Genomic DNA, 13,219 nt, shown 5'->3' on the forward strand with positions numbered 1-13,219 from the left:
ATTAAAGAGCGTCACGCTTGTCGCGTTGAGGAGGCGCATATTACGCTTCTCACTTCGAAAGTCAAGCGATTGTTTTCGCTTTTCTTTCGGCGCCCACTTCGCTAGGAAGCTGGCTCATCAGTTCGGCGTGTTCCGCCGTGCTGGTAGGGGCGCATTATAGGGAGCCGCGCCGGGATGACAAGGGCTTTTTCAGCAAAAAAGTTCGTTCGCTCAGATATCAAGCAACCACCTCTTTTTTTGCTCGAAATGGCATCAATTCTGACTATTGCCGGATTTAAATTGAACATTTGAAAAGCCAATTTATAATTGCCATCTCAAATGTTCAATTGGAATGCCCTCATGCATCAAATCCTCGATAGCCATAAGGAAGAGCAAATCGTCCCGCTGTTCCGCTTGGGGTTCCGACCCTTCTTCTTGTTTGGGGCTCTGTTTGCTGCCGTCGCCATGTTGCTCTGGCTGGGGCAGCTCAACGGTTGGCTAACCTTGCCCGGGATTGCCAACCCGATCTGGTGGCATGGTCATGAGATGCTGTTTGGTTTCGGGGCTGCCATCGTCGCGGGTTTTCTGCTCACCGCGGTGCAGAATTGGACGGCCCATCCCGGTGTTAGAAGCTGGCCATTGGCAATGGTAGTGGGGTTGTGGATGTTGCCAAGGACCTTGTTACCCTGGCTGGGTGAAGAGAATACGCTCCTGATGGTGGCAGACCTGCTCTGGCTGCCGCTGTGCGCCTGGTTCCTTGCCAAGCCTATCTTGATAACCCGGCAATGGCGCAACCTCTTCTTCGTGCCCCTGTTGCTGATACTGACCTTGCTCAATGGTGCCAGCTGGTTATGGCAGACCGATTGGACCACCGTTGAGCACCTATTGATCACCATTGTGCTGTTGTTTACCACCCTGATCGCCGTGATGGGTGGAAGGGTGATTCCGTTCTTCACCGCCCGAGCAACCGGTCAGGAGAAACCCGCACCTCAGCTCTGGCTGGAGCGGGCGGCGCTCGCGACACTGTGGCTTATCTTGCTGTGCTGGCTGCTGCTCCCCACCCAATGGGTCACCAGCATATATATAGTGCCTCTCTATATAGTGGCGGCGAGTTTGCATCTGTGGCGACAACTGCGTTGGCATCTGCCATCGACCGTTGCGCATCCCCTGCTGTGGTCACTCCATCTCGCCTATCTGTTTATCCCTCTTGGCCTGCTCGCCCTTGCGGCACATAGCGCGGGTCTGCCCATCACGTTGTCGATGGCCAGTCACCTGCTCAGCGCAGGCTGTATGGGCACCATGATCCTGGGCATGATTGCGCGAGTCTCCCTCGGCCATAGCGGTCGGGCCTTGCTGATAGGACGCAGGATCACTGGCGCATTCGCCCTGGTCATCGCTGCCGCTACAATGCGGGTGGCGATTCCGCTGTTCTGGCCTGCTTATACCCTGCATGGCTGGAACCTCAGCGCGCTTGCCTGGATCGCAGCCTATGGTCTGTTTGTCTGGGTCTATACCCCGATACTGATCCGCCCCAGAGCAGATGGTCGACCGGGTTGATGACTGCGGAACATGTTCAGGGTGTTGCCACCGGATAGTGGATGAGGTTGTGGAAAATCGCCGGGGCTATGCCCAGATTGCGATAACCGTGGGGACGGTCGGCAGCAAAACGCACAGCCTCCCCTTGCACCAATGAACGCCACTCCCCTTCCACCAGCACCTCCATCATGCCGCTTATGACGATGACATGTTCGGTCACTCCCGGCTCATGGGGCTCGGATTCACGCTGGTAACCCGGCAACAGGGTCAGCTCAAGCAATTCGAAGCCAAACCGGTTTTCATAAGGGAAGAGGGGGGCCACTTGCATGCCCTCTCCCGCTGGCTGCTGGCGAATGGCATCGGCGGTGCGATAGAGCACCTCTGCCTGCGCGGCGGGTGTGGGCTCAATGAAACTGGAAAATGAGACTCGAAAACCGGTGGCTATCTTCCACAGCGTCGCCACTGTCGGGCTGGACTCTCCCCGCTCAATCTGCCCCAGCATCGCCTTGCTGACACCCGTTTCGCGCGCGGCGGCATCCAGGCTCCAGCCGCGCTCGCTGCGCAGCCCCTTCAGTCGAGCAGCCAGATGCTGACTCATCTCTTGCATAACTGCCTCTTTATTACTTTTGCACGATGCGCCTTGTGCGCTATAGCGCACAGCGATATAGTCAAAGCTGTATTGTACGTAATAACGCACAGCGCGTCACAACGCCAAGAGGAAGAGTCATGCCCTTCGCCCTCCCCCATCTGGTCGCAGGCTTTATCGCCGTGATGGTCGGCTACACCAGCTCCGTCATTCTGATCATCCAGGCCGCCACAGCGGCGGGTGCAGATACAGCTCAAGTCGCCTCCTGGCTCTGGACGCTGGGGATCGGCATGGGGGTGAGCTGCATCGGCCTCTCTCTCTATTACCGTATACCCATACTAACCGCCTGGTCCACACCGGGCGCGGCACTGCTGATCACCACGCTGGGCAACTTCACTCTGGCGGAAGCCATCGGCGCCTTTGTGATCTCGTCCCTGCTGATCACTCTGTGTGGCATCAACGGCTGGTTCGACCGTTTGATGAAACATATCCCGGCTCCACTGGCCGCCGCAATGCTCGCTGGCGTGCTGCTCAGATTCGGATTGGATCTGTTCAAGGTCGCCCCGCAAGATCCCTTGCTGCTTGGCACCCTGCTGCTGGCCTTCCTGCTGGGTCGTCATCTCTGGCCCCGCTATACCATGGTGCTGGTACTGGGAGTGGGGATGCTGATCTGCAGCGTGCGGGAGGATTTGCAAATGGGCACCCTTCACTGGCAACTCGCCAGCCCGGTCTGGACATGGCCAGCCTTCTCCCTTGATGCTCTGTTTGGTATCGCGCTGCCGCTGTTCATTGTCACCATGACATCGCAAAACATGCCGGGAATTGCCATCTTGCGGGCCCACGGCTATCAGCCTTCCACCTCCTCGCTGATCAGCTGGACTGGCCTGACTGGCCTGCTGCTCGCCCCTTTTGGCGGCTATGCCTTCAATCTGGCCGCCATCACTGCCGCCATCTGCATGGGCAAAGAGGTCGACTCGGATACCAAGCGCCGCTGGCCAGCTGCGGTATGGGCGGGTTGCTTTTATCTCCTGACCGGCTGCTTCGGCGCAACCGTCGCGGCCCTGTTTAGCGCCTTTCCGGCAGCCCTTGTCACCTGCATCGCCGGATTGGCCCTGCTAGGCACCATCGGCAGCAGCCTGCACTCTGCCTTGCAACAGGATGAAGCGCGAGAAGCTGCGCTGCTCACCTTTATTATTACCGCGTCCGGGATCAGCCTGCTCGGCATCGCGGCAGCCTGCTGGGGTCTGCTGATTGGTCTGGCTATCTATCAGTTCCAATTATATCGACAAAGGAATCAATTGAACCTCAAACCGTGAACCTCTGCACACTATCCACATAAAATGATTCACAAGTGAAACTAATTTCCCTCTAGTGGCGTCAGGGCACCAATCTTCCCGGACATGGTGCCCTGTCAGGTTCCATGCAACGGAGTATAAAAATGAAAAATCAGGCTGTCTTGTTACTACTGGCCATACTGGGTGCTACGAGCGTCCAGGCTGCCGATACGGATCGAGAGCTGGCTCGCCAGCTCGCACTTCAGCAGAAAAACCTGCTGCCCCTGCTGAGCAATCAGCAATATCAGAGCCCGCTTCCCAACCTGCTGCAGAAGGCCAGTCCACGGCTTAAACGGCAGGCGAGCGATGCCAACCAGGCGGCCATCAGCCGGCAAGGACTGGATGGCGAGGTCAAGCAACTGATGCAGTTGCGACTGGCCAACACCGATCAGGCCGCCGCACTGCAACAGGGCGTCGAACCGCTGGTCGCCTATGTTCCAAGTGGAGATGAGAAGAGCTGGAGCGCCATTGAAGCGTTCGACAGCGCTGGCAATCCCGTCTATCTGGATGTGGACAAGGCACCGGCCCGGCCGGTTCTGGTAGTCGAAGCCGATCCCGTCAAAGCCAAAAACGCAGGCTTGAAGGTAATGCGCAAGGCGCTGGCCGATGCGGATCTGCAAAGCGCGCCGCGAGTGGCGGCCAGCACGGCGCCACTCAAGACCAGTATCCTGAAAAAGATCAGACTGAAGGATGATCAGGAGCCCTGGCTACTCGGCGCGGCCGAAGTGTATGCAGTGGTCGCAGGGGTCAATCCCAGCCGAGATGAGCCAGTAGTCGATATTGTCGACATGCCCTACCTCGACTATGACAACACAGACTACACCCCCAACCAGATCCTGGTTTACTGGGATCGCTATCGCTGGGGTGCCGTCGATGTGGTGATGATGGAGCAGGATGACAACGTCAACTACAAGGAGCTGAGCGCCCTGCTAATTGAAGCTCTCAAACTCGGCTTTACTGCGGGTGGCGTGCCGGAAGCCCTGCCCTTCCTCGATCTCGGCGGTCGCATCGTCAAGGCACTGCCCGACTCCTGGATGACCAACAACGACGACTATCTGGATACCTTCTACACACTGGAGCAGGATCAGGTCTATCGCCAGTATCCGGGGGCTGCCGGTAATGCGGTCATCGATCTTGAGCCAAAAGAGATCGCCCCGACCAGACCTTGATAATCGGCCATAACGAAAAAGCCAATGAGCAACTCATTGGCTTTTTGCTTTTATCGCGGTGACCACAGGTCACCCCTTGGGACGAACCCCCAGAGTATGGCAGATGGCATAGGTCAGCTCGGAGCGGTTCAGGGTATAGAAGTGGAAATCCTTCACCCCTTCCTGACTCAGCACGCGCACCTGATCGATGGCGATGCTCGCCCCCACCAGATTGCGGGTCATCTGATCGTTATCAAGCCCCTCGAAACGCTGATGCATCCAGCGCGGGATCTTCACGTTGGTAAAACCGGCAAACTTGGCCAGGGTCTGATAGTTGGAGACCGGCAGGATCCCCGGCACGATTTCAGCATCGATGCCGATGGCGGCGCAGCGATCCCGAAAGCGCAAGTAAGTTTCCACATCGAAGAAGAACTGGGTGATAGCACGGTTGGCACCGGCATCGATCTTGCGCTTAAGGTTGAGCAGGTCGGATTGCGCACTCTTGGCCTCCGGGTGCCCTTCAGGATAGGCGGCAACCGAGATATCGAAGTCGGCCTCTGACTTGAGCAGGGCAACCAGATCGGTGGCATACATATCCGGCTTCTCCAACCCCTGCGGCAAATCACCGCGCAGAGCCACGATATGGCGAATACCGCTGTTCCAGTAATCGCGGGCGATGGTGCGCAATTCGTCGCGGCTGGCATCGATACAGGTCAGGTGAGGCGCCGCAATCAGGCCTGTCCGCTCCTTGATGTCCTTGATCACCTTGTGGGTGCGATCACGGGTACCGGAGTTGGCGCCATAGGTGACGGAGACGAACTTGGGTTCCAGCACTTTCAGCCGTTCGATGGACTGCCAGAGGGTATTCTCCATCCCTTCACTATTGGGCGGAAAAAACTCGAAACTGACCGATATATCGCCATTCAAATCTGCCAAGCTCTGGTTGAGCGCCTCAACCTGACGTGCACTGTGAAAACCCATCTGCTCTTCTCCCTGTCCTGCAATCCATCTGCCTACGTCAAAACGGATGTTTGGACGTCTAAACGTCTTTATATTTATGAGTAAAACGACACAAAGTCAACAGGGATTTACCTCACATCCGATCTGACGAGCTTCATATTTACAAAATTAACGGTACGTAACCGAAAAGTGCCCATCCCAAAATCGCCCCAGTCGAGTTATGATGGGGGCAGATCGTCCTGGACGTTCTGAATCTGCGTGTGATTGTTTGGCCGGAGGATTCTCCGGCCCCTTTTCATCTATTTCCCACTCCTGCCGATAACAGAATGAGTCTTTGCAGGAGCACCATCATGGATACCCATCCCGGCTTTGCCACCGACTTGCTGTTCGATCGCTATCAGGGCGAGGTTGTTCAGCACGATCAGTTCTGGGCGGTTCGCACGCCGGATGCTCCCAACTATTACTTCGGCAACTACCTGCTGCTCCCCACCCCGCCCAGCGACCGCGACAAAGGCTGGCTGGAAGCCACATTCGATCAGCTGATCGGCCAGGATCCTCGAGTGCGCCACCGCACCTTCCAATGGCCACTGGCGGCCGGACAAAACAGCCGGATCGCCGGTTTTGTCGCAACGGGTTACCAATATATGGAGTGCGTGGTGCTGGCGCTGGATGAGCAGAGCAGCCCACCTCCTCACGACGACACGAACAAGGTTGATGCACGCACCTTCACCACTGCTGATTGGCCTGAGTGGCTCGACTTCGAACTCAATGAACGGGATGAGGGGCACTCGGAACAGAGCTATCTTCCCTATCTGCGATCCCGCCAGGCGCTCTATCAGGCCATGATTGCCGATGGTCTCGGGGACTGGTGGGGGATCTGGCAAGAGGGGCAATTGGTCGCCAGCTGTGGCCTCTTCTTCTGCGGCACACTTGGACGCTTCCAGTTGGTACGCACGCACCATGCGTGGCGCAACCAGGGGTTATGCCGCCAGTTGCTGAGTCAAGTGGCTCTCGCAGGATTGTCCCGCGCCAAACAGCTCATCATAGTGGCTGACGAGCACTACCATGCCCAGCGCATTTACCGCTCTCTGGGGTTTGCCCCGGTAGCCCGCATCGGCAGCCTCTGCCGCTGGCCCCACGAAGCACAATAAAGCGATACATGCTGGCCACGAGCCATAAAAAAACGGGAGGCTGATGCCTCCCGCTCTTATTGATGCAGATGACCTATTGCTGTGGCTGCTGTGGCGCCTCCAGCTCGTTGGAGAGCGCCTGCTCCACCTCATCCGACGGCGCCGGTAATGGGGCTGCGGCCGCTGATGCGGGTTCTGCGGGAGTCACAGCAGGTGACACCACGGCCGATGTTTCACTGGTCGCGGGAGCTGCGGACACCTCAGTCGTCGGCGCTAAAACAGGAGCAGGGGCAACCGCATCACACTGACAGTCCGCGCTCTTGGACTTGTTGCCCTGATGAGGGGCATACCAGCTCTTCAAGCCACTTTCCAGTCGATCCGCGGCAGCCTTGGGCTCCATCTTGCCAAGCAGCACTGCCTGACTCACCTCGGCCAGTTCATCCCCCAACTTGGGCGTACCACGGGAGAGGATCTGGGTCGCCACCCGAATGGTCGAGTCACACTGATCGCGCCACTCCATCATCTCTTTGGCCGCCGGATTGGTGACATCGAAGAAGTGGTTGGAGAGGGAGAAGAATCCCGGCAGCGAGTTGGTATAGAGCTCGGCAAATTGCGGCGTCGTCAGCCACTGCAGGAAAGCCATTGCACCCTCTTTATTCTTGCTGGCCGGATTCATCCCCATACCGATATCGGTGTGGTCGGTAAAGAAACAGCCATCACCCTGTTTGGCCACCGGCGGGCGCATGACGCCAAAATCGACCTTGCCGGTAAAGGGAGCAATCTCCCAGGAGCCCGCCACGTAGAAGGCGGCCTTGCCCGAAGTGAACAGCTCGTTACTGGTCGCATAATCGCGGCTCTCGCCACCTTCACCGAGGTAGGAACGCCAGCGGGCCAGCTCGTCGAACACCTTCACATATTGGGGGTTGTCCAACCGCTCCTGCCCGCCAATCAAAGCCAGACGACCATCTTCCCCTTTCCAGTAGTTGGGGCCAATGTTCTGGAACCCCAGTTCGGAGGCAACCCAGCTCTCGGAACCACTCATGGCCAGCGGCACATAGCGCCCATCGGCCTTGATCTTGTCCAGCACGGCGAAGAACTGATCGCGGGTTTGCGGCAAGGTGAGCCCCAACTCACTGAAAATCTTCTTGTTATAGAAGAAGCCATGGATCACCGAGGCCATGGGTACACAGAAGGTCTGGGCACCGGAATCGGTCTGCCAGGGTGACTGGGCAAAACTCGGGAAGTTCTCCATCCCCGCCATCTCGGTCAGCTCGGCCAGATGGCCCGCCTTGAACAGGGCGAGCGAGTCATCAAACGGACGACAGGTAATGAGATCCCCCGCTTTGCCCCCTTTCAGGCTCTCCCACAGGGTGGGCATGTAGTTGACGTTCTGCACCGGATGAAAACTCACCTTGATGCCGGGATGCGCCGCTTCAAACGCCGGGATGATTTTCTGCTCCCACAACGCCTTGTCATCGGTTCGCCAGCTTTCAATCACCAGCTCGCTGGCCATCAGCTGGCCACACAACAGGAGACTCAGGGCTCCAATCCACTTTTTAGACATAAGCCCTCCTAGACCTTGAAATGTGCGATCAATTGCTGCTGTTTGGCGACCAGGTCGGCCAGCACTTCGCTGCTGCTGGCGGATTCCCGCGCCTCCCGCTCTGTCTCGTATGCCACATCAGCAATACCGGCGATATGACGAGCGACCCCCTGACTGACGGAGATCTGCTCCTGAGCGGCATGGGCCACCTGATCCGCCATCGACTTGATGGCCCCCATCCGCTCGGCAATGGATTGCAGCGCCACATCCATCTCGCGGGTCTGCTCGACACAGCTCTGGGTCTGCTCCTGGCTGCGCCCCATCACTTCAACCACATGCTTGCTGGAGCTCTGCAGGTTCTCAATCATCCCCTGGATCTCTTCGGTCGAAGTCTGGGTGCGATTGGCCAGCGCCCGCACCTCATCGGCCACCACCGCAAAACCACGACCTGCATCACCAGCACGGGCCGCTTCGATGGCGGCGTTCAACGCCAGCAGGTTGGTCTGCTCGGCAATACTGCGGATCACATCGAGAATGCTGCCGATGTTGTTACTGAATTCCCCAAGTTTGTAGGTGATTCCGACCGCCTCTTCCATGGCGCCAGCCAGCTGCTCGGTGATCCGGCGAGTGGTGGCCACTTTCTGGCGACCATTGCGCGCCTCTTCATCGGCCAGATCCACTTCCCGCTTGGTGCCATCGGTAGAGCGGGCCACCTCGGTGGCGCTCACTTCCAGCTCGGTAATGGCGGCAGCCACCTGATCGGTCTGGCTCTTCTGCTCCTGTACCCGGGACATGGCCCGTTCGCTGATCTCGGCGGCGCGGCTCGCCTCATCCACCAGATGGCGAGAGCCTGCATTGATTTGAGAGAGCAGCTCACCAGTCTTGCCCGCCAGCGTATCGATGGAGCGAGAGAGGCTGCCAAATTCGCAACTGCTGCGGTAGTTGATGCGCCGTGTCATGTCACCGGCCGCCATGTAATCGAGCTCCTTGTTGATCATCTGCAACGGGCGCTGAATGCTGCGCGCAGTGGTATAGCCGATCACCAGCGCGGCAGCGGCCGACATCGCGGCAACCACCAGGATCCAGAAGCTGGCACTGCTGACCGCCGCATCGGCGTTGATCCTGCTGTCGCTGGCGATGGCTCCGGCAGACTTGCCCATCTCATCGAGCAAATTGAGGCTGTTGACCAGACTGGCATCCAGCTGCTGATTTTTCGTGGCCAACGACAGCGCCAGTTGTTGAGCCTGACGCATGGTTGCCAGCAAGCCCTGAGCGCCAAGTGCCAGCTCCTGCATCCGATCCAGATTGGAGACAAAGCGCGCTTTCACATCATCGGGCACCAGCACCCGCTCCAACCGCTTGCGGGCCATCTCGATATCCTTGCTGAGAACCTTTTCCAGCTCGTTCAGGTCGGTTTTGGCATCGGCACGGCGGATATTCTTCAGATCGCGGGCGATACCCGAGGTAATAAGTTCCGCCTTGTTGCGCATGGAGCGTTTGCTGGCGGTCTGTTGCAGCAGCAGATCCGCCGCCCACTGGTAGGTATCCTCAAGGCGGATAAATTCCATCTCCAGCTTGTGGCGCTGATCTAATGCACTAACCCACTGCCGATGCTGGGCCAACACCTGATCCGCCAAGCCATAAAATTGAGTGGTAGCACTCTCGACCTGCTGGAAGCGGGCACGAGCATCCGCTACGTCGGTAAATTTACCCATCTCCTGACTCAGCTGGGCGAAGCGGTTCTGCTGCTCCTTGAACTGATTGGCCAGCTGCGGCAACTGGGCGGCATCTTCACTGGTGCGGTAGACCAGCACCCAGCGGTTGCTATCCTGCAGCGCCCCCTTGAGACCTGCGACAGCCACCACCAGCGGGGTTGCCCGGTCAGATACGGCAGAGAGGCCGTCATTTATACCCTTGATTTTAAAGGTACTGATCACACCAAGCAGGATCAGCAACAGCAGCATCAACACGAATCCGGCGATGATCCGCTGCACGATAGATAAGCCCATGGAGACATCCTCACTCATTGGGGGAAGGTAAAGTGAACATAGTCACTATCGGCAGGGGTGGCGAATAACTGAAATAAAGCGGCAGGTATTTAATTGATTTGTATCGGGTTGGATCACAGTCCAGACAAAATCAGCCGTACGAAAAAAGCCCGGCACAAGCCGGGCTGAAAGAGACGTACTTTGCTATCTTCCGCGGTCCGTTCAGAACCGCAGTCAGAATCATTAGAAGCGGTAGCCAACACCCACCACAAAGGCCATCGGGTCGACCTTGGTATTAATGGTGCCAATCGCTGTATGCACATCGGTATCGATATCCATGATCCAGGCTGAACCGTTGACAAACCAGCGGTCAGTGATCGCCATATCGATACCAACTTGTCCGGCAACCCCCCAGGAGTCATCGACTTTGACATCGGTTCCTGACAGCGCACCACGACCCTCTTCATCAAAGAAGGTGGTGTAGTTCACGCCAATACCGACATACGGGCGAACCTTGCTTTGAGCATCGCCAAAATAGTACTGACCCATCAGAGTCGGCGGCAAATGCTTGATCTTGGCAACTTCAGCACCACCCAGTTTGACTGAATGAGAGAAGGGGGTTGCAGCCAGCAATTCGACACCCCAGTTATCAGTAATCATGTAAGAGAGAGTCAATCCCAATTGCATGTTGTCATTAATTTCCAGCTCTACAGGCGTGCTGCTTTCCTGCGGCGATACAAATGCCAAACCGCCACGAACCAGAATATCACCAGCCTGATGGGCCATGGCGAAAGGAGAGGTCACTGCAGCGGCAATCATCAGAGGAAGTAATTTTTTCATCACGTAATCCCTTTTTTTGTTTTCATTTGATGCTGTAAGCCCGCTGACTATATGCCCTTGTAAATGCAAAGTTATTGACTTGGAGCAAAGGTTGCACAGAAATAAATCGATTGGTGTGACATCTTTGCGCGCTATCCCAATCTCGTTGAGTCCCCAGATAACAAGCTGAAATGCCTGTTTCTGCAGGTTGTAACTCCCCGCACACAGCGCCAAAAGAGGCAAGCAAACCACATCTTATTGCGCGGCAGAGCGGCTATTAATTGTTGTTAATATGGGCAAATCAGCGTATTTTTTGCGCCATACAAGTTACTGGGAAGTAATGGTTTATTTATGAAAAATGAGTCGAAATGGCAAAAGGTGGGGGCCTTTCTCGCGGCCGTGTGGGGAATCGGATCCTTTCTCTTTATCCTGCTCGGTTTTATTGTCGCCCTGGCCTATCTGGTATTGATACGGCAGGGTTAATCCGGATTGACAGAGTGCAGCAGGGTGATATGCCCCCCTTCGGCAAGCTGTTCCGGAGTCTGACCCATTCCCTCAGCAGAGAGGCTACCAGCGTAGCCACACCACCGATTTCGCCCGCCGACTTTGGCCTGATACAGCGCCATGTCCGCCAGTTTGAAGCTATGACTCCAGAATGAATCCGGGTACTCCGGGTGCAACGGATAGCGGCAGAACCCCAGCGACACCGTCAACCAGAGTGGCGCATCCTCTCTGCCAAAGCGGTGCTGAGCGACACGCTGGCGCAGATATTCGACCCGCAGCGCCAACTCTTGCTCGTCATCCACTTGTAGCAACAACAAGAACTCCTCCCCGCCCAGCCGGATGATCGGCTCGCGCTCTCCTGTCACCACCTTGCGCAGCAGATCCGCCAACTGTTTCAGCACCAGATCCCCGATGTCATGGCCAAGGCGGTCATTGATCCGCTTGAAATGATCCAGATCCAGCAGCAATAACAGACAAGGTTTGGCCCGGTTGGCCTGCAACCAGCCATCGAGATAGCGACGATTGAAACAACGGGTCAAGGGGTCGGTGAATGCAGCCATCTCCATCTGGCTGGATTTTTCCAACAAATCATCGTGTTGCTGACTGACCTTGCTGGCCATCTCCTTGAACTTGCCGCTCAGGGTCGCCATCTCGGCACTGCTGTCGATATAGGGGATCAAGGTGGCATCTGGCCGATCGCCAAAGCGTTGCAGCGCCGACACCAGCTGCTGCAACGGGGTGAGCACAATGCTGTTGAGCCGGTACATGGCGATCATGACGCAGATAAAACTGATAAACAGCATGCCAATAAAGGTCCAGAGCGCCCCCTCCATGACGCCACTCAAGATCTTTCTCTCCTCCTCAATCACCAGAGTCAGCACCGGCTGGTTATCGCTGTTGAGCAGTCGCACCTCTCCCCTGAGCCGGGTGAGCCCAAGGTCGATCAGGCGATACGTTATTTGCGGTTTCAGTGGTTTGAAGGTAGCGGTGACATCCAGATTGGCGTGGGAGATCGCCAGTGGCAGCGCGGTACGCTCCGATACTTGCTCGAGGTAGGCCTTGTCGAGCCAACGTACAACCAGCAAGAAACCGTTGAACGGTGCCGACTCGTCACTGTTTCTGATCGGCTGCCACGAGTACATCAGCGGCCCCCACTGGGAAGCACGGATCCCGTGCAGATTGATGCCCCCTTGCGCCACCGAGCGCTCCCTTAACTGCTTTTTCAGTTCATCAAGGAAGTAGGGAAACTGATCCGGATTAACCCCCGGCGCATCGGGTAGCAGGGTACGCGTCCAGATTTCGTAGCCGGTGAGATCCATAAAACTCATCAGGTTGAGACTAAAATCCCGCATCGGCATATCACTGAACAGGTTGGATTCGATGTACCCCCTGCTTTTGTTGTCCATAAAACGATGGCTGTCATCCCAGATGCCCCAATCCCGACTGAATGCATCCAGAGCTGCCACATCCGCCTGCACCGCCTTGGTCACGCGCAGCAGATGCTCCTTCATTCGCTGCTCTTCAATCCGGCTGGCGGCCGGGATCTGGGCCCACGCCAGCAGGACCAGCAATAGCAGGATCGCCCCCAGCCAGATGGGGAACATGGAGTAAGCCAACTGATGATCAATCGTGCGCGGAGCCTGAGCCATAACCCGATATATCCATGACCATGATGCAGAGATGCCAAGCCTG

Annotated in this window: 10 protein-coding genes; 4 read left to right on the top strand and 6 right to left on the bottom strand. The window is 56.9% G+C overall.

The features are described 5' to 3' along the window. Positions 1–339: 339 nt before the first annotated feature. Positions 340–1,536, top strand: a complete 1,197-nt coding sequence (locus tag VF684_RS09545; RefSeq protein WP_201913400.1) for an NnrS family protein — start codon at positions 340–342, stop codon at positions 1,534–1,536. A 16-nt stretch (positions 1,537–1,552) separates the two neighbouring features. Here VF684_RS09545 and VF684_RS09550 read toward each other — a convergent pair whose 3' ends face one another. Then, positions 1,553–2,122, bottom strand: coding sequence for a helix-turn-helix domain-containing protein (locus VF684_RS09550; protein WP_019445207.1), 570 nt, complete (start codon positions 2,120–2,122; stop codon positions 1,553–1,555). 119 nt (positions 2,123–2,241) lie between these two features. On the opposite strand from VF684_RS09550, the gene VF684_RS09555 reads away from it, so the two are divergent. Together VF684_RS09555 and VF684_RS09560 are read left to right on the top strand one after the other, a co-directional pair. Then, entirely contained in the window at positions 2,242–3,417 is a 1,176-nt protein-coding gene (locus tag VF684_RS09555; protein ID WP_201913403.1) for a benzoate/H(+) symporter BenE family transporter, read from the top strand. 122 nt (positions 3,418–3,539) lie between these two features. Further along, positions 3,540–4,604 carry a DUF3103 family protein gene (locus tag VF684_RS09560; RefSeq protein WP_021231648.1) on the top strand — a complete coding sequence of 355 codons (1,065 nt, stop codon included), beginning with the start codon at positions 3,540–3,542 and terminating at the stop codon, positions 4,602–4,604. A 69-nt stretch (positions 4,605–4,673) separates the two neighbouring features. Here VF684_RS09560 and metF read toward each other — a convergent pair whose 3' ends face one another. Beyond that, positions 4,674–5,564: a methylenetetrahydrofolate reductase gene (gene metF, locus VF684_RS09565; protein WP_005340191.1), complete on the bottom strand. Its 891-nt coding sequence runs from the start codon at positions 5,562–5,564 to the stop codon at positions 4,674–4,676. A 329-nt stretch (positions 5,565–5,893) separates the two neighbouring features. On the opposite strand from metF, the gene VF684_RS09570 reads away from it, so the two are divergent. Next, positions 5,894–6,694, top strand: coding sequence for a GNAT family N-acetyltransferase (locus tag VF684_RS09570; protein ID WP_139440760.1), 801 nt, complete (start codon positions 5,894–5,896; stop codon positions 6,692–6,694). A 73-nt stretch (positions 6,695–6,767) separates the two neighbouring features. Here VF684_RS09570 and VF684_RS09575 read toward each other — a convergent pair whose 3' ends face one another. The 4 genes from VF684_RS09575 to VF684_RS09590 form a co-directional block, all read right to left on the bottom strand. Continuing rightward, positions 6,768–8,237: an ABC transporter substrate-binding protein gene (locus VF684_RS09575; protein ID WP_139440761.1), complete on the bottom strand. Its 1,470-nt coding sequence runs from the start codon at positions 8,235–8,237 to the stop codon at positions 6,768–6,770. 8 nt (positions 8,238–8,245) lie between these two features. Continuing rightward, the gene (locus VF684_RS09580; RefSeq protein ID WP_201913406.1) at positions 8,246–10,225 is read right to left on the bottom strand and encodes a HAMP domain-containing methyl-accepting chemotaxis protein; all 1,980 of its coding nucleotides are present in this window, start codon (positions 10,223–10,225) and stop codon (positions 8,246–8,248) included. 222 nt (positions 10,226–10,447) lie between these two features. Beyond that, entirely contained in the window at positions 10,448–11,044 is a 597-nt protein-coding gene (locus VF684_RS09585; RefSeq protein WP_201913407.1) for an OmpW family outer membrane protein, read from the bottom strand. 458 nt (positions 11,045–11,502) lie between these two features. After that, positions 11,503–13,176, bottom strand: a complete 1,674-nt coding sequence (locus tag VF684_RS09590; RefSeq protein ID WP_257724936.1) for a diguanylate cyclase — start codon at positions 13,174–13,176, stop codon at positions 11,503–11,505. Positions 13,177–13,219: the final 43 nt, after the last annotated feature.

This window comes from Aeromonas sp. Lyrl_2 (assembly GCF_051948815.1).
In the GTDB taxonomy this organism is placed as follows: Bacteria; Pseudomonadota; Gammaproteobacteria; order Enterobacterales; family Aeromonadaceae; genus Aeromonas; species Aeromonas veronii.

What these genes read in the sequence shown, in the direction of transcription:
- metF (WP_005340191.1), bottom strand. Translation starts at nt 5,564, where the DNA reads ATGGGTTTTCACAGTGCACGTCAGGTTGAGGCGCTCAACCAGAGCTTG.
- VF684_RS09555 (WP_201913403.1), top strand. Translation starts at nt 2,242, where the DNA reads ATGCCCTTCGCCCTCCCCCATCTGGTCGCAGGCTTTATCGCCGTGATG.
- VF684_RS09590 (WP_257724936.1), bottom strand. Translation starts at nt 13,176, where the DNA reads ATGGCTCAGGCTCCGCGCACGATTGATCATCAGTTGGCTTACTCCATG.
- VF684_RS09560 (WP_021231648.1), top strand. Translation starts at nt 3,540, where the DNA reads ATGAAAAATCAGGCTGTCTTGTTACTACTGGCCATACTGGGTGCTACG.
- VF684_RS09550 (WP_019445207.1), bottom strand. Translation starts at nt 2,122, where the DNA reads ATGCAAGAGATGAGTCAGCATCTGGCTGCTCGACTGAAGGGGCTGCGC.
- VF684_RS09580 (WP_201913406.1), bottom strand. Translation starts at nt 10,225, where the DNA reads ATGGGCTTATCTATCGTGCAGCGGATCATCGCCGGATTCGTGTTGATG.
- VF684_RS09545 (WP_201913400.1), top strand. Translation starts at nt 340, where the DNA reads ATGCATCAAATCCTCGATAGCCATAAGGAAGAGCAAATCGTCCCGCTG.
- VF684_RS09575 (WP_139440761.1), bottom strand. Translation starts at nt 8,237, where the DNA reads ATGTCTAAAAAGTGGATTGGAGCCCTGAGTCTCCTGTTGTGTGGCCAG.
- VF684_RS09570 (WP_139440760.1), top strand. Translation starts at nt 5,894, where the DNA reads ATGGATACCCATCCCGGCTTTGCCACCGACTTGCTGTTCGATCGCTAT.
- VF684_RS09585 (WP_201913407.1), bottom strand. Translation starts at nt 11,044, where the DNA reads ATGAAAAAATTACTTCCTCTGATGATTGCCGCTGCAGTGACCTCTCCT.